The following is a 24,303-nucleotide window of genomic DNA, read 5'->3' on the forward strand; positions in this document are numbered from 1 at the left end:
GTTCAGCTCCTCCCGGCCGAACGCGCCGGCGCCCCCCTTCCCGCCGCCGGCCGGCACCCGCGCGCTCATCGAGGACTCCAGCCCGGGTCCGGGCGCGGTTCGCGCGGTTGGCTACGATCGGCCCCGTCGGAGTATTCGACTGGAGGTCCAATGCCACAGCCGGCCGAGCTGGTCCCGCCCCAGGTCGTCAATTTCGCGCTCCGGGCGGTCTACGCCCTGCCGGCCCCGGTCAGGCGCCTCATCGCGGGCGGGGCGGTGCGCCGCGACGGCCAGCGCCTGGCCCTGGAGGCGCAGCTCCTGCTGGCGTTGATGAAGCTGGAGAACGCGGGGCTCAGGGCCGAGCGGGTCGACGTCGCGCGCCGCCGGCTGGAGCGCGGCCAGCGGCTCCTGGACGGCCGGCCCGTGCCCGGCGTGCGGACCCGGGCGGTGTCCCTGCCCGGCGGCGACCACGAGATCCCGGCACGGCTCTACACCCCGGCCGGCCTGCCCGAAGGCTCGCCCCTGCTGGTCTACTACCACGGCGGCGGATTCGTGCTGGGCAGCCTGGACACCCACGACAGCCTGTGCCGCCACCTGGCCGTCAACGCGGGCGTCCGGGTGTTGTCGGCCGGCTACCGGCTGGCGCCCGAGCACCCGTTCCCGGCCGGTGTCGACGACGCGATCGCCGCGTACGAGCACGCGGTCGCGAACGCGGCGTCGTTCGGCGCCGACCCGGAGGCGGTGGCCGTCGGCGGCGACAGCGCGGGCGGCAACTTCGCCGCCGTCGTCGCCCTGCACGCCGAACGCACGCCCGACTTCGCCCTGCTCTTCTACCCGGCCACCGACCTGTCGGGGCACCGCCGTTCGCGCGACGTGTTCGGCGACGGCTTCTACCTCACCGACCCGGACATGACGTGGTTCTCCGACCACTACGCCCCGGTGGCGGAGCGCAAAGACCCCAAAGCCTCGCCGCTCCTCGCCGGCGACCTCTCGGGGTTTCCGCCCGCCTACCTGGTCACGGCGGGCTTCGACCCGCTGCGCGACGAGGGGGAGGAGTTCGCCCGGCGGCTGGCGGACGCGGGCGTGCCGGTCGTGCTGCGGCGCCAGGAGGACCTCATCCACGGGTTCGCCAACATGACGGGCCTGGGCGGCCGTTTCGCCGAGGCGGTCTCGGAGGCGGCCGGGGCGCTGCGCATGGGCCTCGCCCTGCGGCGGAAGTGACGCGACGCCGGAACTGACAGGGTGCCGGAGATGACGGAGGGCCGCCCGGGAAGGGCGGCCCTCACGTGCGAGGTCAGAGCGGCAGGCCGGTGAGGACCATGACCTTCTCCTCGGTGTAGTCGGTCATCGCCGACCGCAGGCCCTCGCGGCCGACGCCGGAGTCCTTCACGCCGCCGTAGGGCATCTGGTCGGCGCGGTAGGACGGCACGTCGCCGATGATGACGCCGCCCACGTCGAGCTCGCGGTGCGCGCGGAACGCGATGTCGAGATTGCGCGTGAACACGCCCGCCTGGAGGCCGAACGTGGAGTCGTTCACCCGCTCGAACGCCTCGTCGACGCCGTCGACCGGCTGGACCAGCAACACCGGGCCGAAGACCTCCTGGCGCACGACCTTGGCGTCGTCCGGGACCTCGGACAGGATCGTCGGCGCGTACGCGGCGCCGTCGCGGGTGCCGCCCGCCAGCACCTTGGCGCCGGCCTCGACCGCCTCGCCGACCCACGCCTCGACACGTTCGGCGGCGTCCCGCGACACCAGCGGGCCGACCTGGGTCTTGTCGTCCCACGGGTCGCCGGTGACCAGGCCGTTGACGACGTCGACCAGCTTGGGCACGAACGCGTCGTACACCGCGCGGTCGACGTAGACGCGCTGGACCGCGATGCAGCTCTGGCCCGCCTGGTAGTTGGAGAACAGCCCGATGCGCTGCGCGGCCCAGTCGAGGTCGGCGTCCGGCAGCACGACCGCCGCGCCGTTGCCGCCGAGCTCCAGGGTGACGTGCTTGCGCGGCACCTGGTCGTTGATCGACCAGCCGACGGGGACCGAGCCGGTGAACGAGACGATCGGCAGCCGCGGGTCCTCCACCAGCGCGCCGGCCCGGTCGTTGGGCACGGGCAGGATCGAGAACATGCCCGCCGGAAGATCGGTCTCGGCGAGCAGCTCGCCCAGCAGCAGCGCCGACAGCGGCGTGGCCGGGGCGGGCTTGACCACGATCGGAGCGCCGGCCGCGATCGCCGGGGCGATCTTGTGTGCGGTCAGGTTGAGCGGGAAGTTGAACGGCGAGATGCCGAGCACCGGACCCCGCGGGACGCGCGAGACATAGGCGAGGCGGCCGACGCCGCCCTCCTCGGTGTCGAGCCGCTGCGTCGTGGGGCTCCACCGGCGGGTCTCCTCCGCGGCGAACCGGAACGTGGAGACCGCGCGCCTGACCTCGATCCGGGCCCACATCAGCGGCTTGCCGTTCTCCGCCGTGATCAGCTTGGCGATCTCCTCGGCGCGTTCCTCCAGCCGCCGGGAGACGTGGGCCAGGGCCTCGGCGCGCACGTGGACCGGCAGCGCCGCCGCCTCGGCGGCCACCGCCGCGGCCGCGGCCAGCGCCTCCTCCACCTGCTCCGGGGTCGGCACGGAGACCGTGCCGACCACGCGGCCGTCGTACGGGTGCTCAACGGTCAGCTCGCCGTCGCCGGTCGCGGGACGTCCGGCCAGCCAGAAGGGAGTCACGTTCATGCCCTCACGCTATCTCTGGATCTGCTCCCTTCTAGTGGCCAGGGTGTCCAATCCGGCCCGTCCCGTTGGCCGTCACGGACAGCGCGATCCACAGCTCGGCCCGGACCGCCGGATCGTCGAGATCGCGGTCCAGCAGCCGGGCGGCCTTCTGGATGCGGGTCCGCAGCGTGTGCCGGTGCACACCCAGGGCGCGGGCGGCGGTCTCGCCCTGCCCGTTCGCCGTGATGTACGCGCGCAGCGAGGTGACCAACGTCGGGTCGGCGGCCAGCGGCCCGAGGAGGGCGTCGGCGAAGCCCTGGGCCGCCTCCGGGTCGAGGATGCCGAGCAGGCTCTGCCCGGGCAGGTCCGCGTGGCGCAGGGCGGCCCGCTTGCGGCGCGCGGCGGCCAGCGCCCGTTCCGCCTGCCGGAGCGCCGTCTCGGCCCGCTGGAACGTGCGGTCCGCGGTCGCCTCGCCGAGGTCGAAGGCGTCGCTGGCGCCGACCGGGCCGCTCTGGTGGGCGAGCGCCATCACCTGGTCCGCCTGGGCGTCCGGAACGATCACCAGGACCTGGCCGGGCATCGACACCGCCAGGACCCGGTCGTCGTCGGCCAGCGCGTCGGCGACGGCGGACCCGCCGGCGCAGGCCAGCACCCGCACGGGGGAGTCGGGCAGCGTGGCGGCGCCGGGCTGCAGGCCGAGCAGCAGCGCGCCGAGCGCCGCCCGCAGGTCCCGGGTGGTGCGCGGGGACTCGGACTGGAGGGTCAGCAGCGCCACCGCCGAGCCGACGATGGTGTGCGCGACGTGCGGGAGCGGCTCGGCGGTGCCGACCGCCAGGAAGGCGCGCGGGTGCCCGGTGAGCCCGACGCCCTGGGCGACGACGTGGTCGTCCCGGCCCGACAGCGAGATGCTCGCCGTACGGTCGTCCCTGGCCAGCCGGGCCAGGTCGGGGAGAAGCCCGGCGGCGCGGCGGCGGGCCCGGGCGGGCTCGGCGTAGCGGACCTCGCCGGACGCGTCCAGCAGCAGCGCCCAGCCGCCCAGCTCGCGGGCCAGCCGGGTGATCAGCGGCCCGGGGCCGCGCAGCGCCGCCCTCGTCAGCTCCCGCTGGGCCTGGAACGCCCGCGTCACGTCCTCGTACCACTCGGCCGCCAGCAGCCGGGAGACGGCCTTGCCGACCGCGATGAACGGGACGGGCTCGGGCACCTCCAGCAACGTCAGCCCCTGGTCGCGGGCCGCCTCCACCAGCTCCGGCGGCACCGCCTCGTGGATGATCCCGACGGCGAAGCCCAGCCCGGCCACCTTGCGCTCCACCAGGCGCGCCACGTACGCGGCGGCGTTGCCCGAGGTGATCCGCATCCCGGTGACCAGGACCAGCTCGCCGCCCTCCAGGAACGGCGTCGGGTCCTCCAGTTCGCTGACCGCGACCCACCGGACCGGCCGGTCGGCCTCCACGGCGGTCAGGGCGCGCAACCCCAGGTGGGGAAGCGCCGCGACGGCGGAGAGCGTGGGCGGCATGGGAGCTCCCTTGTGCACACCGGCGAGCCCGGCGGTGATGATTCGCCACTTCGTACAGTTCAGCGTACGGGCCGTCCCGGCTTATGTTCACGCCATGACCAGCCAGATCGAGCACCGTCTCCCGCAGGAACGCCGCGTCGTCACCGAGATCCCCGGGCCCAGGTCGAGAGAGCTTCAGGAGCGCCGCACCGGCGCCGTCCCGCCGGGCATCGGCAGCGTGCTGCCGGTGTACGTGACGGAGGCCGGCGGCGGCGTGGTGGTCGACGTCGACGGCAACTCGCTGATCGACTTCGGCTCCGGCATCGCGGTGACCGGCGTGGGCAACGCCAACCCGCGCGTCGTCGAGCGGGTCAGGGCCCAGGTCGAGCGGTTCACCCACACCTGTTTCATGGTCGCGCCGTACGAGTCGTACGTGGCGGTCTGCGAGGCCCTCAACCGCCTCACCCCGGGCGATCACGAGAAGCGGTCGTTCCTGGTCAACAGCGGGGCCGAGGCGGTGGAGAACGCCGTCAAGATCGCCCGCCACGCGACCGGGCGGCAGGCGGTCGTGGCGTTCGACCACGGCTTCCACGGCCGGACGCTGCTCACCATGACGCTGACCGCCAAGGCCATGCCGTACCGGGCCGGGTTCGGGCCGATGGCGCCGGAGGTCTACCGGATGCCGACGGCGTACGGCTACCGCTGGCCGACCGGGCCGGACAACTGCGGGCCCGAGGCGGCGGCGCAGGCCATCGACCAGATCGGCAAGCAGATCGGCGCGGGCAACGTGGCCGCGGTGATCCTGGAGCCGATCCACGGCGAGGGCGGCTTCATCGTGCCCGCGCCCGGCTTCGTCCGCGCGATCGCCGACTTCTGCAAGGCCAACGGGATCGTGTTCATCGCCGACGAGATCCAGACGGGCTTCGCCCGGACCGGCCACCTCTTCGCGTCCGAGCACGAGGGCGTGGTGCCCGACATCATCACCACCGCCAAGGGCATCGCGGGCGGCCTGCCCCTGGCGGGCGTGACCGGCCGCGCCGAGATCATGGACAGGATCCACGGCGGCGGGCTCGGCGGTACCTACGGCGGCAACCCGCTCGCCTGCGAGGCGGCGCTGGCCGTCCTGGAGGAGATCGAGACCGGCGGGCTGGTCGAGCGCGCCGGCTGGATCGGCGACACCATGCTGCCCCGCCTGCGCGCGCTCGCCGAGAAGCACGACGTCATCGGCGACGTGCGGGGCCGCGGCGCGATGACGGCGATCGAGCTGGTGAAGGGCGGCGGGTCCAAGGAGCCCGACCCGGAGCTGACGGCCGAGATCGCGCGCCGCTGCCACGCGGCCGGGCTGCTCGTGCTGACCACCGGCACCTACAACAACGTCGTGCGCTTCCTGCCGCCGCTCGTCATTCCCGAGCACCTGCTGGTCGAGGGCCTGGGCATCCTGGAGTCGGCCTTCGAGGGCTGACCCCGGGGCGCGAGCCGCCGGGAGGGCATGCGACCGCCGAGGGCCGGACGGGTTCCGGTCCTCGGCGGTCCGCCGTTCGCGGCTCGGCTCACGCGGTGGGGTTCCAGACGCCGGTGGCGGCGGCGTCGCGGACGAAGTCGGAGAAGTCCCGCGGCTCGCGGCCCAGCGCCCGCCTGACCCCGTCGGTCTGGTAGGCGTTGCGCCCGTCCAGCACGGTGGTGAACAGGTACGTCACGAACTCCACGTACTCCTCGGGCACGCCCTGCGCGTGCGCCCCGGCGGCGTACTCCTCCGGGGTGATCTGGATGTAGGGGATCTCCCGGCCGGTGGCCTCGGCGATCTCCTGGACGGCCTGGGCGAACGTGAGCATCCGCCCGCCGGTGACCTCGTAGAGCTGCCCGGCGTGCCCGTCCTCGGTGAGCGCCGCCACCGCGATGTCCGCGATGTCCTCCGCGTCGACGAACGGCTCCCGCACGTCCCCGGCGGGGAGCGCCACCTCGCCCGCCACCAGCGGCTCGACCATGAAGCTCTCGTCGAAGTTCTGGAAGAACCAGCTCGCCCGCACGATCGTCCACTCCAGGCCGGCGGCCTTCACGACCTCCTCGCAGGCCAGGGCCTCCTCCTCGCCGCGGCCGGACAGCAGGACCAGGCGCCGCACGCCGGCCGCCACCGCGGCCGCGGTGAAGGCCTCGATGTCGTCCCGCGAGCCGGGCACCGCCAGGTCGGGCACGTAGCAGACGTACACCTGGGCGACGCCTTCCAGCACCGCCGCCCACGAGGAGCGGTCCTCCCAGGTGAACGCCGGGTCGGCCGAGCGCGAGCCGATCCGGACGGGCACCCCCTTGGCCGCCAGCTTCGCGGCCACCCGGCGCCCGGTCTTGCCGGTGCCGCCGAGGACGAGGGTCAGGTCGCCGTTGTTGATGTTCCGCGTGTCGTTCGTCATGTCGCTGTTCGTCATGTCCTTCAGTCAACCGGCGGCCGACCTGCGCGGACATGGCTCAGAGACTCGACCCCATACGCGGGAGTCCACGCCGGCGAGGGCACGGGGCGTCGAGGGGGCCGGGCCGCCGCGGGCACGGCCCGGCCCCCACCGGGACCTAGGAGGTCAGGTAGAGCCTCTGGTCGAAGACGCCGGAACCGGCCGTGGTCTCGCCGCGCGCGACGGCCTGGCCGCTGCCGGAGCCGTTGTCGCCGCAGAGCCAGTCGCTGCCGGGCTGCTTGACGAGCCTGATGTTCGCGAGCGTGCCCTGCAGGTCGTTACTCGACGGCACCGGACGTTGCGCGTTGTCGCCATTGAAGAGGTCGAAAGTCGCGCCCGTGGAGTTTCCGGTGCGGAATCCGTAGTAGCAGGTGCGGACCCGGCCCAGGAATTCGCCTTCGAGCTTGAAGTTGAGATTCCCGGTGACGGCGAGCGTGCCGTCGCGGCCGCCCGCGACCGGCGCGTGGCTCACCTGGCCGCCGACGCCCTGGAGGTTCTCGAACGTGATGGCGGGCGAGGTGCCGCCGTTGGACGCGGTGCACGGGCCGACCTCGCCGGTGCCGAGGGTGCCGGCGCCGGTTCCGGTGACGGTGCCGGTCAGCTTCGCGTATTCGCAGTTCGCGGTCACTGTCGCGCCCAGGAACGCGATCGAGAAGTTGAGCGGGCCGACGGTCGAGATCTGCCAGTCGCCGGAGTAGGGGGCGCCGGCGGCGTCGTCGCGGTGGAGGGTCGTGGTGGCGGCGGAGGCGGGGACGGCGGCGAGGGCGGTGGCCGCGAGGGCGGCACCGGCGGCGAGGGGAACGGCGCGCACAAAGGCGCGCTTGACGGGGAACTGCATGGATTCTCCTCAGGGGGTGGGGCATCCGGATGCATTCCTCAACCACGTGGTTCGCCCACTGTTTGTACCTGAGTCAATTGAGAAATCAAGAGCCCCTTTGAATTTTGTCGGCACCTGATAGAGGGCCTTTCTCGGACGCTCATTTTGTTGACATCCGCCGGCCTGGCCCCGGCCGGAACCCGGGTGGACGGTCCAGCGTCTAGATGGCTATGACCGAAACCCCCGTCCCTCGCGTCGCGCCCGCCCCCGACGATGTCCTGCCGGAGGTGCTGCGCCGCCCGCCGTGGACCGTCCGGCCCGCCGCCGGGCCCGTCGTCCTCAAGGGGCTCAAGAAGCCCAGGCTCGAGACCGACCTGACGTGGCTCCCGGGCGAGCGCGAGGAGTGGCTGGAGTACCCGTACGACGAGGAGAAGCGGGGCAAGTGGGCACCCCGGCTGACCCGGCTGCGCGACGACACCGACTGGGAGGCGCTGGCCGACGTGATCCTCAGCGGCCGGGCCCTGACCGAGTACGAGGGGCAGGACCGCGCCGTGAAGGTGCTCCAGCTCCTCATGCAGGGCCCGGTGGAGCTCGGCCTCAAGGTGATCGACGACGAGCGCTACTCCGCCGAGATCGACGCCGCCTGGTGCTCCCAGGGCCTCGCCGCGCGCTACGAGATGGCCGCCCTGCCCAGCCTGCTGCGGCTGGCGCGCAAGCAGGTCAACCGTATCGGCCAGCTGCTGCCGTTCCGGGACTTCGAGATCGCCCAGCTCGTGCTGAAGGAGGTGAACGACCACTACCGGGGCGCCGAGGCGCGGGCGTGGTTCGAACGGCACGGGCCCGAGGGCGTCGTGCTGATCGTTCCGGACGTGGTGCGCCGGCCCGGCCCCAAGCGCACCCTCGCCGAGGAGGCCGTCCGCATCGCCGCCGGGAAGCACGGGCACGCCGCCGTGGTCGAGGCCGTGCGGGTGTACGGCGACGAGGCGGCCGCGGCCGTCGCCGCGCTGAAGGTCGACGCGCTCGACCTCTACCCGGACGAACTGCCGCCGATCGCCGAGGAGCACCAGCCCGCCCGGTTGCCCCAGATCCTGCTCCGCGACCGCACCGCGGCCCTCTCCGACGAGGCGACCCGGCACTTCCTGACGATGCTGGCGATCTCCACGCCGGACGAGCCGTACGCCGGGGTGGACCTCGCCGCCGAGGCGTGCGACCCGGGTTCGCTGGCCGAGTTCGCGTGGGCGCTCTACGTCGCCGAACGCGGCCATCCGAAATGGGCGTCGCCCGGGGTGCGGTACGCGCTGGAACGGTTCGGCGACGACACGACCGTCACCCGGCTCGCCGGCCGCGTCCAGCGCTGGGACCGGGAGCAGGTCTGGCGCCTGGGCGGCGTCACCGCGCTGGACGTCTTCGGCGCGGTCGGCACCGACACCGCGCTGCTCTGCCTGCACCGGCTCGCCACCAAGGCCAGGGACACCCACCGGATGCGGCCGTGGGCGGAGGGCAGGCTCAAGCGCGCCGCGCAGGAACGCGGGCTCACCGGCGAGCAGCTGGCCGATCGTCTCGTCCCCGACCTCGGGCTCGACGCCGGGGGCGGCATGACGCTCGACTACGGCCCGCGCCGCTTCACGGTCGGCTTCGACGAGCAGCTCAGGCCGTACGTCGCCGACGAGAGCGGCAAGCACCGCAAGACCCTGCCCAAGCCCGGCGCCAAGGACGACGCCGTGCTCGCCCCCGCCGCCTACAGGGCGTTCACCGACCTCAAGAAGGAGGCGCGCACGGCCGCCGCCGACCAGATCAAGCGCCTGGAGCAGGCGATGGTGTCCGGGCGCCGGTGGACGCCGGCGGAGTTCGGCGAGCTCTTCCTCGCGCACCCGCTGATCCGGCACATCGCGCGCCGCCTGGTCTGGAGCGCCGCGGAGGACGGCAAGACGACCACGTTCCGCGTCGCCGAGGACCGCACGCTCGCGGACGTGGACGACGAGGTGTTCACGCTCTCGGCCACCGCGGACGTCGGCCTGCCGCACCCGGTCCGCCTGGGCGGCGAGCTCGCCGCCTGGGCGGAGGTCTTCGCCGACTACGAGATCCTCCAGCCGTTCCCGCAGCTGGGCCGCGTCGTGCCCGCGCTGGCCGAGGGCGAGGGGGCCGACGGCCGGCTGCACCGCTTCACCGGCCACGAGGTGCACTACGGGGTGCTCCTCGGGCTGACCAGGCGGGGCTGGGCGCTGAGCGAGAAGGAGACCGGCGGTTTCCAGCGCTCGGTCTACCGCAAGCTCTCCGAGGAACGGTCGGTCGTGATCGACATCGAGCCGGGCATCCGCGTCATCGGCGCCGACGAGTTCGCCACCCAGGAGATCAGGGAGGTGGCGCTCTTCACCGGCCGTTACGCGCGCACCGCCCACCCGTTCGGGACGCTCGACCCGGTCGTCCTGGCCGAGACGCTCGCCGACCTGGAGACCCTCGCGCCGTGATATCTGTCGGTTGTGGCCGACACGAACGAGCCCGGCCGGCGCGCCGGCTACCACCACGGCGCGCTGCCCGACGCGCTGACCGCCGCCGCGCTCGCGCTGCTGGACGAGGGCGGGCTGGACCGGGTGACCGTCCGGGAGACGGCGCGCCGCGCGGGGGTCTCGCCGGGCGCGCCGTTCCGGCACTTCGCCGACCGGGAGGCGCTGCTGACCGCGGTGGCGGCCGACGTGCTGGCCGACTTCCGCCGGTGGCAGGAGGCGGCGCTGGCGGAGGTCGCCGACCGCCCCGCCATGTGGGTGTTCGGGCGGTCCTTCATCCGCTACGCCACCGTGCACCCGCACCGCTTCGAGCTGCTCAGGCGGTCGGTGTACGGGCCGCGGCGGGTGCCCGAGCTGCGGCCGTACGTCGACGAGGTGGAACGGCTGGTCGGCGAGGTGGTGGCCGGCGGGCAGCGCAGCGGCGAGCTCCGGCCGGGCGATCCGGCGGTGGTGGCACTGGCGGGCCACGCGCTGGTCTACGGGCTGTGCCAGATGATCGTCGACGGCTTCCTCCCCGAGGACCAGGTCGAGAGCCTGGTGGACCAGGTGCTGGACACGATCGGCATCGGGCTCGCCCGGCCGCCCGGCGAGGACCCGCCGGGGATTGACGGCAATGCGGGGGGTGTATGTAATCGCTGATTACATACACCTTCCGGGAGGGCCGTGCCGTGCCGCTCGCGTTGTTCGCCAAGCCGTTCGCCACCGGACAGATCACCATCGACGCCGCCCCTGACGAGGCGTACCGCCTGATCAGCGATCCGCCCGCGATGGCCCTGCTGGGCGAGGAGATCGTCAGGGTCCGCTGGCTGGACCGCGCCGCGGTGCCCGCGGTCGGCGCCCGCTTCCGCGGGTACAACCGCAACGGCCCGCGCCGCTGGGCCACCGACTGCCGGATCACCGACGCCGACCCCGGGCGCCGCTTCGCCTACGACGTGGCCACGCCGTTCAGGCTCCCCATCTCGCGCTGGGAGTACGACATCGTGCCCGACGGCGACGGCTGCGTGGTCACCGAGACCAACTGGCTGCGCGCCCCGCTGTGGTTCCTCCCCTTCGCCGTCCTCATCACCGGCGTCCTGAACCGGCCCGGCGCGAACACCGAGCACATCGCGGTCACCCTGCGACGGCTCAAGGACCGGCTGGAGGAGGGCGTCAGCCGGTCAGGGTGAACGCCGCGGTGGCCCGCACCTCGCCGTTGACGATCACGTCGAGCTCGCGCGGGCCCGGCGGCTCGACCCTGGTGGTCACCGGGCGGAACGAGTGGGACCGGCGCACGGTGAACGTCTGGCCGGCCGCGGTCGCCTCGCGTTCGCCCAGATGGAACACCCGCCGTGACCCGTCGCGCCGCACGGCGTACTTGAGCACCAGCGGCCCGGGGGCGGTGGCCCGCACGGTCACCGTCAGCGGCAGCCGCGCGCCGACGGCCACCACCGCGTCCACCGTGAGGGAGTCGACGCTGCCGTTGCCGGGCTCCGCGCCCAGCAGGGCCAGCGCCTCGGGGCGACCGGCCCGGACCAGCCCCCGCGCCGCGTGCCGGACGACCCGCCCGACGTGGGTGCCGCCCTCGGCGCGCCATGACGCCAGCAGCTCCAGCGCCGTCTCCGGGTGGTCCTTGGCGATGTCGTTGACGTGGTTGGCGACCGACCGCCGCACGTACTCGCTCGGGTCGTCGCGCAGCCGCGCCAGGATCGGGAACGTCGGGCCGGGCTCCATCAGCCACCGCACGCGCGGCGCCCATGGCAGCCGCGGCCGGCTCCCCTCGGAGGCGAGCCGCCGCAGGTGCTCGTCGGGCGACTCCGCCCACCCGGCCATGACCGCGAGCGCGGCGGCCTCGTAGCGGTCGAGGAAGGGGCGCACCGCGAACTCGCCGGTCGCGTACGGCGTCAGCACCGCCAGCGTCGCCAGGCCCTCGTCGAGATGGTCGGTGCCGTAGGCGCCCACGTAGTCGGTGGCGGGCCACCCGCTCCACATGTCGAGCCGCGCGCCGTCTCGAGCCGCGCGGCCCGCGGCCTCGCGCAGCACGGCCGCGGCGCGCGGGAACGGCAGCGCGAGCGTCTCGTGCAGCGCCGCCGACACGCGCCGGACGCGGTCCTTGAGCTCCAGCCCGTCCAGCCCCGCCAGCGCGGCGGCCACGAAGCGGTCGCCGGGGAACGCCGGGTGCGCCGCGGCCAGGCCGCCGGCCAGCACGCCGACGGACTCCCGGTTGATCATGTCTTTGAGCGGTTGTGCCACGCCGCCCAGCCTGGCAGGCCCCTCTGACAGCCGGATGACGGCGGCCGGTCAGGCGGTGGCGGCGGCGGGCGTCTCGGCGAGGTCGTACAGCTCGGCGAGGATGTCGTAGGAACGGAGCCGGTCGGCGTGGTCGTAGACCATCGTGGTGACCATGACCTCGTCGGCCCGGGTGTCGGCGAGCAGCGTGTCCATCCGGCGGCGGACGGTCTCCGGGCCGCCGACGACCTGCGAGTCGGCCCGGGACTGGATGAACTCGCGCTCCAGCGGGCTGTACGGGTGGGCCGCGGCCTCCTCCGGAGTCGGGAGGGGACCCGGGCGGCCCTGGCGCAGGCGCAGGAAGGACAGGGCCTGCGGGCGCGCCAGCTCCTGGGCGCGCTCGTCGGTGTCGGCGGCGGTGACCGAGACGCCGATCAGCGCGTACGGCTCCTGGAGGGCGCCGGGGCGGAACGACTCGCGGTAGACCCGCAGGGCCGGGAGGGTGTTCTCGGCGCTGAAGTGGTGCGCGAACGCGAACGGCAGGCCGAGGAGCCCGGCCAGCCGGGCGCTGTAGCCGCTGGAGCCGAGCAGCCACACCGGCGGCTCGTTGCCCGCCGCCGGGGTGACCTTGCTCTGCTCGCCGAAGTAGGCGCGCAGCTCGTGGACCTGCTCGGGGAAGTCGTCCACCGAGAGGGCCTCCGGCGAGCGGCGCAGGGCGAGCGCGGTGGCCTGGTCGGTGCCGGGGGCGCGGCCGAGGCCGAGGTCGATGCGGCCGGGGAAGAGCGCTTCGAGCGTCCCGAACTGCTCGGCCACCACCATGGGCGCGTGGTTGGGCAGCATGATGCCGCCGGAGCCGACCCGCAGCCGTTCGGTCGCCGCCGCGACCTGCCCGATGAGGACGGCCGTCGCGGAGCTGGCGATCCCCGGCATCGCGTGGTGCTCGGCCAGCCAGTAGCGGTGGAAGCCGAGACCTTCGGTGTGCCGGGCCAGGTCGAGGGTGTTGCGCAGGGCCTGGCCCGAGGTGGAGCCGCTCACGACGGGGGACAGGTCCAGGACCGAGAAGGGAACGCTCATGAACGGTGACAACCGGCGGACGTTCCCTGATCTTCCCGGCTCGCGTGTGGTGAGAACGATGTCACACCGTGTGACCGGAGGACCTCGTGATCAGTAGCCCCCGCCTCCGCCGCCGTCGGTGCCGCCGCCCGAGCAGCCGCTCGGCGGGTAGTCGCCGTCGCACGGGTCGGAGGTGGAGGTGTGCGTCGGCGTGGGGTCGGGCGTCGGGCTGTGCCCCGTGGGCGTCGGGGTCGGCGTCCAGCTGGGCGTCCAGCTCGGCGTGGGCGTCGGCGGCTCGGTGTAGCCGCCGGAGGTCTCGGTCGGCGTGGACCGGGTGGGCGTTGAGGTCGTGGGCGTGGTCTGCGAGGTCTCCTGGGTCTGCGACGTGGTCGCCGTCGGCAGGGGCGTGTGCTGGTCGGTCATCTTGCCCTGGGCGTCCCGCTGGAAGTGCGGCGCCAGCAGCACGAGCCCGGTCAGGAGCGCCGCCGCGACGGTCGCGGACGCCGCCCAGAGCACGACCTTGCCGGGCCTCTTCTTCGCCGGCTGGAGCGGCTGCTGAGCGAACGGGTCGATCGTGATCTGGTGCTGGAGCGGTGTCGGCTGGTGCCGGGCGGCGGGCGCGGGCTGATGGAACGCGGCGGGCTGCTGCTGGATCGGGGCGGGCTGGTGCTGGATCGGGGCGGGCTGGTGGAACGCGGCGGGCGGGGGCATGGGGGCGGGCAGGGGCGCGGCCTGGGGAGGAACGCCGGGCGGGAGCGTGCTCTCGGGCGTGCGCTGCGCCGCCAGGTCGTGGCCCGCCTGGAGTATCCCGGTCATCTCCGAGTCCGGCATCGGAGCCGGAACGGGCGGCGGAGCCGAGGCCGCGGCGGGCATGGCGGAGGTCTGCGTCTGGTGGGGAGCGGGCGCGGGCGAGGGGGCGGGCGCGGATGCCGGAGCGGACTCGGGCTGGCCGAGCAGGAACATCAGGATGTCGCGCGCCTCGGGCCGGCGGGACGCGTCCTTGACGAGGCAGCGTTCGACGATCTCGCGGAGGCGCCCGTCCAGGCCGGCGAGGTCGGGCTCGCCGTTCAGCACCCGGTTGATCACCGCGGGCAGGGTGTCGGCGCCGAACGGCGCCCGCCCGCTCGCCGCGAAGCCGATCGTGGCGCCCCAGGCGAAGACGTCGATCGGCGGCCCGGCGCGTTCGCCGCGCACCTGCTCGGGCGCCATGTAGACCGGGGTGCCGACCATGCCGCCGGTCTTGGTGGTCGCGTCGAGGGCGCGGGCGATGCCGAAGTCGATGACCCGCGCGCCGGCCGGGCCGAGCAGCACGTTGCCCGGCTTGAAGTCGCGGTGCACGACGCCCGCCTGGTGGATGGCGACCAGCGCGGTCACGGTGCCGACCGCCACGCGCTGGAGGGCGCCGCCGGTGAGCGGTCCCTCCGTCGAGACCTGGTGGTGCAGCGACGGGCCGGGCACGTACTCGCTGACGATGTACGGCCGGCCGTCCTCCACGCTGGCGTCGAGGACCTGCGCGGTGCAGAACGGCGCGACCCGCATGGCGACCTCGAACTCGCGCAGGAAACGTCCCCGCGCGCGTTCGTTGTCGTTGAGCTCCGCGTGCAGCAGCTTGATCGCGACCTGCACTCCACCGCCCGGCTCGCGGCCCAGGAAGACGGCGCCCTGGCCGCCTTCGCCGAGCCTGCCGGCCAGTTCGTACCCGCCGATCCGGTGAGGATCGCCGTCGCGCAGAACCGCCACCATGCGTGTGCCCCGTCCCGCCGGGCTTCGCTGGCCGCCGCTGGACCCGGCCAGCGAAGGGACGGCCTGCCCGGCCTCCCTACGTTCGATGCGCGGGGGACACGCCTTGGTTCGCGGTCATTTCCTCACTTCGTCATGGCGGCGATGGCGAACCCGACGCCGCCCGCGACGGCGAGCGCGACGGGAGGGAGGATCGAGACGCTCAGCCACGACCAGAGCACCATTTTGCGGGCACGGCCCGGGTCGGTCGGGAACTTCGCCTCGGCGTTGGTGTAGAGCATCGCGCCGACGATGAGCAGCGGGAAGAACAGGAGCATCGTCCACACGCCGAACAGGAACGCGATGACCTGCGCTCCCCGCGTGTAGGTGCCGTCGGGGCCGATGCCGAGGCCGAATCCGGTGGGGGCGGGGGCAGGAGCGGCGGGGGCGGTCGCGTTCATCGGAGTGACCTCGCTCACACGGAGGGGTGGGAGCGTGATCGTAAGCCGCCGAACCGGGTTCGGGGAATGCCCGGGAGGTAAAAGAAGCGTAAGAGCGGCCGGTCCGGGCGATCCCGCGGGATCGCCCGGACCGGCTCGGAATGTGCCGTCTCCGTCAGCGGCGCGTCAGCGCAGGCGCAGGCCGACCAGGACGGGGTCGTGGTCGGACGAGCGGAACGCGTCCGGCCGGTAGAGCGACGGCGGGTTGAACTCGGTGTTGTAGTCGAGGATCAGCGGCTCGTCGCTGTTGATGTGCCAGATCGTGGTGTCGCTCACCCGGCGGGCCAGCCCGCCGCCGGCGAGCACGTGGTCGAGCTCGCCCGACTGGCCGTTGAAGACGTAGCTGTACCGCTGCGACGGCCGCACGAACCGCTCGGTCAGGCTGGTCAGGCCGCTCGCGGTGAGCTTCTTGATCGGGTCCTCGGCGGCGTAGGCGTTGAGGTCGCCCAGCACGAGCGGGTTGGTCTCGCCCTTCGCCAGCTCGGCGATCGCGGTGGCCTGCGTGACCCGGCGCGCGTTGAAGCAGCTCTGCCCGTCGCCCTGGTCGGCGTCGGGACCGGTGGCGCCGTCGCAGCCCTTCGACTTGAAGTGGTTGATGACGACCGTGACCGGCGCGCCCTTGCCGTCGGCGCGGCGGAAGGTCTGCACGAGCGGCGGGCGCTCGAAGACCGGGGCGTCCGACGAGCGCGCCGCGCCCGCCGGAGTGAGCTTGGCGGGCTTGTAGATGAGGGCGACGTGGATCGCGTCGGTGCCCGGGTTCGGGTGCCTGACCCAGCTGTACGTGCCCGCGCCGACGGCCGCGTTGAGCCGTTCGACGAGCGCCCCGACGGCGGTGTCGCCGTTGTTCTCGACCTCCATGAGGCCGACCGCGTCCGCGTTCAGGCCCTTGAGCGCGGCGACCAGCTTGGTGATCTGGCGCTCCTGCTCGGCGGCGGTGTTGGCGCCGCGCTCGTTGAGCGTCGTGAACCAGTTGAGCGTGTTGAAGCTCGCCACCTTGACGTCGCCGCCGACGTTCTCCGGGCGTTCGGGGCGCGGGTTGGTCCGGGCGAACCGAACGGTCCCGGTCGGCTGGAGCCGGTAGAGGTTGAAGCCGTAGCTCAGCACGCCGGTGAGGTTCGCGGTCGTGTCGCCGATGCGCAGCGCGCGCGGGCTGGTGAACGGCACGTTCGCCGGGTTCTGCACGGTCGAGGCGTCGTCGAGCAGCAGGCGGCGCGCGTCGTTGCCCGCCTGGGTGCCGCCGTGGCCGTCGGTCGGCTGGAAGAGCCGCCCGCCGGCCGCCAGCGTCACCTCGCCGAACCGGCCGAGCTGGTAGGTCTCGGTCGCGGTGAGCTTCTGCTGGAACCGGACCAGCACGCCCTCGTACGACTCCAGGCTCGTGCCCGCGGGCAGCGGCAGGCGCACCCTGCCGGGCTTGACCGTGCCGGTGCCGCACACGTCGACGGCGGTCGCCGGGGAGAGCTCGGTGAGGCCGCTGAACTCGATCGCCTTCCCGGTGACCAGGACCCGGTCGCCCACCTTCACGTCGGTGGTCGAGTAGACGAAGAGCCCGTCGGAGGTCGCCGGGTCGGCGTCCGGCGTCGGGTCCTGCACGAAGAAGCCCTTGAGCTGGTCCGCCGCCTGGAAGTCACCGGTGACGACGCCCTCGACCCGGACGGTCTGCCCGTTGAGCGGGGTCGCGGTCCCGGCCCCCTGGACCTCGGCGATCTGGTGGGTGGCGGGCGTGGCGCACGGCTCGGGTTCGGCCGCCTGGGCCGCGTGGAGCCCGGCGGTGGTGACGAGCCCGGCCGCCAGTGCGGTCGCGAGTGCTGCTGCTGTTCGGCGCATGGGCCGGACATTAGGACGGACCCGGCGCGATCTACCGAACCGTTGGTGAAGACTCCACCAATTTGTAATGGATTGACGAAAAAATGGAGTCTTGGGGGGATTTCTGGGTCAGCCGGGACCGGGGGGACCGGCCGGCGGAACGGCCGGCGGAACGGCCGGCGGAACGGCCGGCGGAACAGCAGGGCGCATCGCGCGGACGGCCAGCGCGGCGACCGTGTCCGCGTACTCCGGGGTGAGCGGCGCGGTGCGCAGCAGCCAGCGGTGGAAGACCGGGCCGAACACCAGCTCCACGGCGACGGAGAGATCGAGTGCCGGGTCGAGGCCGCCGGCGCGCTGGGCCGCGCGCAGCCGGTCCTTGGTCGCCTCCAGCTGCGGGCCGAGCAGCCGTTCGACCATCTCGGCGCCGAGCCGGGGATCGTTCTGCACCTCGATGGCCAGGGCGCGCGTCATGTGGTCGAGCGCCGGGTCGGTGAGCTCGGCGACGGTGGCGCGCAGCACGGTCGTCAGGTCGGCCTCGACGTCGCCGGTGTCGGGCAGCGCCGCGATCCCGTCGCCGCCCTGGGAGAGCGCCAGCAGCGCGTCGAAGAGGACCGCGCCCTTGGACGGCCACCACCGGTAGATCGTCTGCTTGCCCACGCCCGCCCGCGCCGCGACCGCCTCGATGCTCACGCCGCCGTACCCGACTTCAAGGAGCAGGTCGCGCGCGGCGGCGAGGATCGCCTGGCGGGAACGTTCGCTGCGTCGCGCCGGGTCGGGCGCCTTGGCCGGGCTCATGACCGGCAACCTACCCGAGCGGCGAACCGGGCCGTCTCGCCGCGGCCCGTGCCGTGCCCGGGCGAAACACCCGCGCCGGACGGGCCGATGACCACGGCGGAGGTGGCTGTCGTTGGGACAGGATTCGCCGGTCGGGACCGGGTTCGCCCGGGTCCGCGACATCGTGGTCATCGCGGTGCTGTTGGTGCTGCTCACGAGCGCGCTGACCATCGTGCTCGTCCAGGCGTGGCCGCCGTCCGCGGCCCGCACCGGGCTCGAGCCGCCGAGCCACAAGGCCGTGCACCTGTTCGGCTGGTCGCCGCGGGTGTCGCGGGAGACGAGCCTGTTCGTCATCGTGCTCGCGGCCGGTGCGATCGGCGGCACGCTGCACGCGCTGCGCTCGCTCTACTGGTACGTCGGCAACCGCACCCTCAAGCGCAGCTGGCTGATGATGTACCTCTTCCTGCCGTTCATCGGCGCGGCGTTCGGCCTCGTCGTCTACCTGGTGCTGCGCGGCGGCCTGACCTCGCCCGCCGGCGGGTCGGCGGACATCAACCCGTACGGGATCACCGCCATCGCGGCGATGGTCGGGCTGTTCTCCCAGGAGACCGCGGAGAAGCTGCGGGCGGTGTTCGGCACGCTCTTCGCGCCCGCGCAGGCCGGCCGCGACCAGGCGCTGCCGCCGCAGGTGCGCTCGCTCGAACCGGCCTCCGGCGTGATCGGCGCGCTGGTCACGCTGCACGGGGTCGGCCTCGGGTCGGCCACGTCGGTGCGGTTCGGCGCGGCCGACGCGCCCGCCACCGACGTGTCCGACGAGCTCGTGCGGGTGACGGTGCCGGCGAACGCGGCGAGCGGCCGCCCGGTCGTCGTCACGCCCGCCGGGTCGGCCGTCAGCCCGATGGAGTTCACCGTCGACCGGGACGCGCCGCACGCCTGACGCGCGGGCGCTCAGCCGCTCCCGGGCGTGGGCCAGTGGTCGTGCCACATGTCCTGCACGGCGCCGGGCAGCACCCGTGGCAGCTCGTGCCGGGTGTGCCCGTCCTCGCTCACCTCGACGAGCCCGAGCTCGCCGGCGGTCGCGGCGGCGCCCAGCTGGACGCCGATGTCGTAGGTGGTGCGCCGCAGGTCGTCGGGCCCGGCGATCAGGCAGGTGAAGCGGCGACCCTTGAGCTGCTCGGCCGGGATCTCGTTGCCGACCGCGCGGCTGTTGGACACCACCACCCAGCTGCCCAGCAGGGTGACCTCGCGGTCGGCGGCCTGGTGCTCCCAGCGGTGCTCCAGGATCGGCTTGGAGAAGATCGGCACGAGCAGGTGCGAGACGCCGCAGGCACGCAGCTCGCGCTCCCAGTCGATCGAACGGGTGAGGTCCTCGCAGATCAGCACCGCCAGCCGGCCGAGGTCGGCGTCGACCAGGCCGATCGTCGAGCCCGGAGTGATGTACTCCTCGGCCGGGCCGCCGGAGGGCGGGCCGGGCACGCGCCAGAACCGCATCTGGCGCTCGTCCATGATGAAGCAGGCCATCTTGTCCTGGACGAGGATCTCCTCGCCGGTCCAGCGGTCGAGGAACACCGCGCGGTTGGCCGGCGGATCGCCGCCGCCGACCGGGCCGCTGCCGAGCAGCAGGTAGCGCAGGGAGCTCTCCCGGCCGGCGGTCTGCCAGACCAGGTCCTTCCAGTGCTCCAGCAGGCCGTCGTCCAGCGTGGCCTCGGGCATCACGGCCAGCGTCGCGCCGGACGCGTCCAGCCGTTCGAGGACGCGCCTGATGCGCTCGCGCAGCGCGCCCGAGTCGCGCGGCCCGAGACGGTAGACGGTCAACCCGTGGTGCTCCTCGAAGTCGACGCGCACGTCGTCATAGGTCTCCAGGATCGGCGCGCACGCCACCGTCACCGGCCGGTCGCGGTTGACGTAGGCGTCCCTGGCCGGCTCCAGCACCCGGTAGTCGATCGAGTTCCACTGCTCGGGCGGGATCCGGTGCACGCCGAAGAACTCGTCCTTGCGGCGCAGCCCGATCGGCCGGCCCGGGTAGGCGCAGCGCGGCAGCAGCGCGCCGGCCGTCTCGTCGGGGTTGTTGAGGAGGTGGCCGCGTTCGTACTGGGCCCGGTAGCCGAGCCAGCTCAGGCCCGCGGCCTCGTGGTAGGGCCCGTACGGGTTGACGTGGGCGAGCGCGATGTCGAGCCCGAGCAGGATGGTGAAGCGGCCACGGTGCCCGTCGCGCGCGATGATCCGGCCGGCGTCCTCGGGGGCGAGCTCGCCGTACTCCAGCACGGCTTCGGAGATCTTGGTGGCGAGGTCCTGCACGTCGTCGCTGCCGTACCACTCCATGACCCGCCAGCCGCGGAAGAGGGAGTCGGGCAGCTCGTCATAGAGGACGACGAAGAGGTCTGCGGGATCGGCCGGGTAGGGCGCGACGGCGGGAGCCGTCAGCGGGTCCGTCATGTTGGTGCGTCCGGGGATGGGAGTGGGAGGGCGGAGCGGAGGTCACCGTTGGTCGCTCGATGGTAACTCTCGCGATGGGACCTCTCAGTGTCATGTGATGCAGAACGGCCGCCGGAAGTTGTCACGGTGGGTCACGGTCCGGTGAAGAAGTACCGCCAAAGGTCCTCACTTGACATTCACTTGGCATGGCCGCACTCTGGTAGGTGTCCAGGCAGAGTCTGAGTCCAGGCTCAAGCCAGTCGGAAGCCAGGGGTGAGCCGTGGACGACCTGAGTGTCACCCGCGAGCGCGGACAGGGCGCGGACCGGAGCCGGCGAGCCGAGGCCCGGCGCGTCCTCGATTCGATGGAACAGTCCAAGAGCATCACCGACGGCCATTTCAGCGCCCTCGGCATGCTCATCACGGACGCCTCCCTGAGCGCCGACGAGGCCGCTCTGGTCGAGGTCAAGGACGGGTTGCAGTGGTTCCACCGCACCCACTACCACGACGTTCCGGCGTTCGACGGCGAGCGCCGCGAGCAGCGCGGCCGCATCCTCGGGCTGATCGACTGTGCCCATTGGGCGCTGCGCCGCCTGCCGTCGGGCCTGCAACTGGGCCTGCAGCCGGGCGGTCACGCCGCCAGGTTCCTCGTCGCCGTCGCCAAGGACCCGGGCCTGTCCAACCAGGATCTGGCCGGGCGCCTCGGCGCCGACGAGACCGAGGTCAGCCGGGTGGGCAGGCGCCTGCTCGCGGCCGGTGTCGTGTGGAGGCGCAAGGAGTGGCGGCGCAACTGCTGGGACGTCACCCCGCGCGGCCGTGCGTACCTGGAGGCGGCCGGGTTGCTCGACGACGCGCCCGCCGACGGGGCCCGGCCGGACGCCGCCGCGTCCGGGCCGGCGACCGGGACGGGGCCGGTGTCCCCGGCCGCGGCCGGCGTCGACAAGCCGCCCCGCGCCGCCGCGGCGCGGAGTCCGGAGCCCTCGCGCCATCGCCGCCGTGAGGCGGAGCCGCCGCGTAACCGTGACAAGGGCGACAATCCAGACGGCCGTCCGCGCCGTCGCCCCTGAAATGCGCTAATTCGCTTCTGTCAAGCCGTCGCGCTCGGCCATGATGTCCGGAATGAGACTTCGGCTGACGGGCGGCGTGGTGGCGGAGGCGGGCCTCGGGGCCTGGTTCCGCCGGACCTCCGCGTCCGGGCCTGTCCGCGTCACGGACGAGGGCGGTGCGGCGCCCGGCACCGCGGTCGCGCTCGGCCCCGAAGACGCCGCCGACGAGACGGTACGGCGCGCGCTCGCCGACCTGGCCGCTCTGGTCAGGGCGGGCGGCGCCCTCGCGGCGGGCGCGGGCGTCGACCTGGGGGACGGCTTCCGGTCGGCGCGGCTCGACGGCGCCCGCGGCGACCAGCGCGACGCCGTCCTGGCCGCGCTGCGCGTGGTGGACGCCGGACGGCTCGGCCCGCGCGCCGGCGTCCTGGTCGCGCTGTTCGGCCCCGACGCCACCAAGCGGGTCGGCGCCGCCGCCACCCGCGCGATCACCGAGGGCCGCTGGCCCGCGCTGCACCTGGCCTCGGCCGCCAGCGACCTGCTCGGGCCCGAACAGCTCGAACGTGTCCTGGCCCTCGAAGAGCCCGACGGCGCCGACCTGATCCCCGGCGGCCTGCCGTCCGTCCTCGGCGACAACCTGCGCCAGGTGCTGGAGCCGCTGCCCAGGCCGCGCCGCCTGGAGTTGCTCCTCGACCTGTGGGCGCGGGCGTCCGAGCACGCGGCCACGCGCCTCGCCGGCCGGGCCTGCCGGGAGCGGCGGCTCGCAGGGCAGAGCCGCAACGGGCGGGTGGACGACCTGCGCGCCCGCCGCCAGGAGTTCGAGGACCAGCAGATCCTCTGGCAGGCCCGATACGCCCTGAACGACATGGACCCCTCCCCGGCCGCCCTGGCCCGCTGGACGGCGCCCGACCACTACTGGTACCTCGTGCTCAACCGGCTGATGCACGACGCGTTCGCCGCGACCGCCCTGGTGCGCACCGCGACGGCGATCGCCGACCACGGCATGGCCGAGGGCCTCGCCCGATCCGGCGCGGTCGTCGCCGCCGCGGCGAGCCAGTTCGCCGACGAGCACGTCGAGACGCGCAAGTCCGCCGGGCTGCCCGCGCGACCGATCCGCTACGTTCGCGACCTGCACCGCGAGATGGGGAGGCGCGAGCCCGGCGACGACCGGCTCGCCCGCTACGCCCAGCAGCGCCTCGCCCGGGCGCGCGACTACGCGGTGGTCACCGCCGAAGAGATCCGCAAGGTGCTCGACCAGGAGCTGCACGTTCCGCACGACGTGCTGACCGAGTGGGCCGGATTCACCCTGTGGCCCTGGCGGGAGAAGATCGGCTTCGTCCGGCCGCCCGAATCCTGGGGCGACCCGTGGAACCACCGGCTGCCGGGCGAGGGGCCTCCGCTCTCCGAGCGGGTGGAGGCCGACCCGGTGATCGCGGAGGTGGTGGGCGACTTCCTCTGGTACGCCGACCTGCTGGACGCGCTCGCCGTCCTCCACGGTCACGAGGCGGCGGAGATCCGGGCCGGGTACCCCTGGTACGACTACGACCCGCCCGAGCCCGGGCCGGAGCCCGAGCCGCTGACACCGCGCCTCGACTCGATCACCCTCGCCGTCTCCGGCGCCGCGCAGCTCGTCGCGCTCGGCGGGCCCGTGCAGGGCGCGCGCACCTGGGACGACTACGTCACCGGGCTGCGGGCGGGCACCGCCATCGCCGAGGCGCTCAGCGGCGAGTTCGACGTCCCGCCGCCGCTCGCCGCGGTCGACGGCACCCTCGTCCCCGGCACCGGGGCCCGCTTCCGCCCGGCGCGCACGGCCCGGACGCTCGCCGCGTGGTCCGACTACATGGGCAACTGCATCGCCAGCCCGCACTACGTCGAGTGGGCCACCAAGGGCCAGGTCGTCCTCTCGGCGCTCCACGACAAGGACGACCGCGTCCTGGTGAACGCCGAGCTGGTCCCCACCCGCACGGGATGGCGGGTCCGCGAGATCGCCGCCCGGTTCAACGACACCCCCGACGAGACGCTCGACAAGCGGTTCCGCCGCTGGGTGGCGACGCTTCCCGGGCGTGCGCCGGACCCGCTCGCCGAGCCGCCCGCCGACCCGGAGCCGCCCGCGCGCCGTGGCCCCGTGCGCCCGCAGCTGGTCCACAGCGTGGGCCCCCGGCTCGGCAAGCTCGCCGAGGAGGCCTGGGCCGGCCAGGTCACCCCCGCCGTGCTCGGCACGCTGGCGGCCCTCGCCGGGACCGAGCCGGACGCCGCGCTCACCCGGCTGCGCCGGATGGAGCCCGCGCAGCTCAAGGCCGCCTGCCGGCGGGCCGACCCGGTCGACCTGTGGACGGCCACCGCGGTCCGCCCGCTCGACGCCGTCGTCCGCGAGCACTTCGCCGACCAGCTCGACCTGCTGCTCGACGGCGGGCCGCTCCCGCGCGGCTACCGCCGCCTCGTCCGCCTCATCCCGGTGGCGCCGGCCTACTCGCTCGGCCTGATGGCCCGCCGTATCCGCGCCGCGATGGGCGACCTGGCCTGCGAGGACGCGCTCACGGTCACCCACCGCACCCCGGCTCCGATGCTCTGCGCACTGATCGTCGCCGTCACCTGCCGCGCGCCGGGCATCGCCCTCACCCCGATCGCCCCGCCCCGCGCCGTCGAGATCCCCGGCTTCCCCGCGTCCACGCTCAGCGACGAGGACGGGCCCTGGCAACGAGCGTTCGCCGAGGCCCGCGAGCTGGGCGCCGACACCGACGTCTTCTGGGAACGGATCGCCGCCGACGGCCTGCGCGCCCCCGCCCGGTGGCTGGCACAGGCTGGCTGGCCCGCGCTCTGGTCGAGCGCCAACAGCCCCGCCGTGCGCGGCTCCTGAC

19 protein-coding genes are annotated in these 24,303 nt (G+C 73.9%); 8 read left to right on the forward strand and 11 right to left on the reverse strand.

Annotation, left to right across the window (positions count from 1 at the left end):
* The first annotated feature begins 150 nt into the window (after positions 1–150).
* The gene (locus tag ABZ810_RS27975; protein WP_358408245.1) at positions 151–1,200 is read left to right on the forward strand and encodes an alpha/beta hydrolase; all 1,050 of its coding nucleotides are present in this window, start codon (positions 151–153) and stop codon (positions 1,198–1,200) included.
* A 73-nt stretch (positions 1,201–1,273) separates the two neighbouring features.
* Here ABZ810_RS27975 and ABZ810_RS27980 read toward each other — a convergent pair whose 3' ends face one another.
* Both ABZ810_RS27980 and ABZ810_RS27985 read right to left on the reverse strand, forming a co-directional pair.
* A complete protein-coding gene (locus ABZ810_RS27980) occupies positions 1,274–2,701 on the reverse strand; it encodes an aldehyde dehydrogenase family protein (RefSeq protein WP_358408247.1) in 1,428 nt (475 codons plus the stop codon).
* A gap of 31 nt (positions 2,702–2,732) precedes the next feature.
* The gene (locus ABZ810_RS27985) at positions 2,733–4,193 is read right to left on the reverse strand and encodes a PucR family transcriptional regulator (protein WP_358408249.1); all 1,461 of its coding nucleotides are present in this window, start codon (positions 4,191–4,193) and stop codon (positions 2,733–2,735) included.
* 94 nt (positions 4,194–4,287) lie between these two features.
* Between ABZ810_RS27985 and gabT the strand changes: the two genes are divergently transcribed.
* Positions 4,288–5,634, forward strand: coding sequence for a 4-aminobutyrate--2-oxoglutarate transaminase (gene gabT, locus ABZ810_RS27990; protein ID WP_358408252.1), 1,347 nt, complete (start codon positions 4,288–4,290; stop codon positions 5,632–5,634).
* 88 nt (positions 5,635–5,722) lie between these two features.
* On the opposite strand, the gene ABZ810_RS27995 is transcribed toward gabT, so the two are convergent.
* Together ABZ810_RS27995 and ABZ810_RS28000 are read right to left on the reverse strand one after the other, a co-directional pair.
* The gene (locus ABZ810_RS27995; protein ID WP_358408254.1) at positions 5,723–6,592 is read right to left on the reverse strand and encodes an NAD(P)H-binding protein; all 870 of its coding nucleotides are present in this window, start codon (positions 6,590–6,592) and stop codon (positions 5,723–5,725) included.
* Positions 6,593–6,731: 139 nt separating this feature from the next.
* Positions 6,732–7,451: a hypothetical protein gene (locus ABZ810_RS28000; protein ID WP_358408256.1), complete on the reverse strand. Its 720-nt coding sequence runs from the start codon at positions 7,449–7,451 to the stop codon at positions 6,732–6,734.
* A gap of 209 nt (positions 7,452–7,660) precedes the next feature.
* On the opposite strand from ABZ810_RS28000, the gene ABZ810_RS28005 reads away from it, so the two are divergent.
* The 3 genes from ABZ810_RS28005 to ABZ810_RS28015 are packed head-to-tail and all read left to right on the forward strand — an operon-like array spanning position 7,661 to position 11,100.
* Positions 7,661–9,898: a DUF4132 domain-containing protein gene (locus ABZ810_RS28005; RefSeq protein WP_358408258.1), complete on the forward strand. Its 2,238-nt coding sequence runs from the start codon at positions 7,661–7,663 to the stop codon at positions 9,896–9,898.
* 12 nt (positions 9,899–9,910) lie between these two features.
* Positions 9,911–10,573 carry a TetR/AcrR family transcriptional regulator gene (locus ABZ810_RS28010; protein ID WP_358408261.1) on the forward strand — a complete coding sequence of 221 codons (663 nt, stop codon included), beginning with the start codon at positions 9,911–9,913 and terminating at the stop codon, positions 10,571–10,573.
* 29 nt (positions 10,574–10,602) lie between these two features.
* On the forward strand, positions 10,603–11,100 hold the full coding sequence (locus ABZ810_RS28015) for an SRPBCC family protein (RefSeq protein ID WP_358408264.1): 498 nt from the start codon (positions 10,603–10,605) through the stop codon (positions 11,098–11,100).
* On the opposite strand, the gene ABZ810_RS28020 is transcribed toward ABZ810_RS28015, so the two are convergent.
* The 6 genes from ABZ810_RS28020 to ABZ810_RS28045 all read right to left on the reverse strand — a co-directional run bounded on the left by ABZ810_RS28020 (position 11,084) and on the right by ABZ810_RS28045 (position 18,009).
* The gene (locus tag ABZ810_RS28020) at positions 11,084–12,163 is read right to left on the reverse strand and encodes a DNA alkylation repair protein (RefSeq protein WP_358408267.1); all 1,080 of its coding nucleotides are present in this window, start codon (positions 12,161–12,163) and stop codon (positions 11,084–11,086) included. The two genes, ABZ810_RS28015 and ABZ810_RS28020, sit on opposite strands and share 17 nt — an antisense overlap.
* Before the next feature lie 48 nt (positions 12,164–12,211).
* Entirely contained in the window at positions 12,212–13,213 is a 1,002-nt protein-coding gene (locus ABZ810_RS28025; protein ID WP_358408269.1) for an LLM class flavin-dependent oxidoreductase, read from the reverse strand.
* Between the two features lie 90 nt (positions 13,214–13,303).
* Positions 13,304–14,935 (reverse strand): serine/threonine-protein kinase, encoded by a 1,632-nt coding sequence (locus tag ABZ810_RS28030; RefSeq protein ID WP_358408272.1) that lies wholly within the window; start codon positions 14,933–14,935, stop codon positions 13,304–13,306.
* Between the two features lie 122 nt (positions 14,936–15,057).
* Positions 15,058–15,372, reverse strand: coding sequence for a hypothetical protein (locus ABZ810_RS28035; RefSeq protein WP_358408274.1), 315 nt, complete (start codon positions 15,370–15,372; stop codon positions 15,058–15,060).
* A 165-nt stretch (positions 15,373–15,537) separates the two neighbouring features.
* Positions 15,538–17,235 carry an ExeM/NucH family extracellular endonuclease gene (locus ABZ810_RS28040; RefSeq protein WP_358408277.1) on the reverse strand — a complete coding sequence of 566 codons (1,698 nt, stop codon included), beginning with the start codon at positions 17,233–17,235 and terminating at the stop codon, positions 15,538–15,540.
* A 108-nt stretch (positions 17,236–17,343) separates the two neighbouring features.
* Positions 17,344–18,009 (reverse strand): TetR/AcrR family transcriptional regulator, encoded by a 666-nt coding sequence (locus tag ABZ810_RS28045; protein WP_358408279.1) that lies wholly within the window; start codon positions 18,007–18,009, stop codon positions 17,344–17,346.
* A gap of 112 nt (positions 18,010–18,121) precedes the next feature.
* Here ABZ810_RS28045 and ABZ810_RS28050 point away from each other — a divergent pair, with 112 nt between their 5' ends.
* Positions 18,122–18,925: an IPT/TIG domain-containing protein gene (locus ABZ810_RS28050; protein WP_358408282.1), complete on the forward strand. Its 804-nt coding sequence runs from the start codon at positions 18,122–18,124 to the stop codon at positions 18,923–18,925.
* Positions 18,926–18,936: 11 nt separating this feature from the next.
* On the opposite strand, the gene ABZ810_RS28055 is transcribed toward ABZ810_RS28050, so the two are convergent.
* Positions 18,937–20,424 carry a hypothetical protein gene (locus tag ABZ810_RS28055; RefSeq protein ID WP_358408285.1) on the reverse strand — a complete coding sequence of 496 codons (1,488 nt, stop codon included), beginning with the start codon at positions 20,422–20,424 and terminating at the stop codon, positions 18,937–18,939.
* A 259-nt stretch (positions 20,425–20,683) separates the two neighbouring features.
* On the opposite strand from ABZ810_RS28055, the gene ABZ810_RS28060 reads away from it, so the two are divergent.
* Together ABZ810_RS28060 and ABZ810_RS28065 are read left to right on the forward strand one after the other, a co-directional pair.
* The gene (locus ABZ810_RS28060; protein ID WP_358408288.1) at positions 20,684–21,469 is read left to right on the forward strand and encodes a hypothetical protein; all 786 of its coding nucleotides are present in this window, start codon (positions 20,684–20,686) and stop codon (positions 21,467–21,469) included.
* A gap of 52 nt (positions 21,470–21,521) precedes the next feature.
* A complete protein-coding gene (locus ABZ810_RS28065; protein ID WP_358408291.1) occupies positions 21,522–24,302 on the forward strand; it encodes a hypothetical protein in 2,781 nt (926 codons plus the stop codon).
* Position 24,303 lies beyond the last annotated feature (1 nt).

The sequence above is a fragment of the Spirillospora sp. NPDC047279 genome, from assembly GCF_040643285.1.
GTDB lineage: Bacteria > Actinomycetota > Actinomycetes > Streptosporangiales > Streptosporangiaceae > Spirillospora.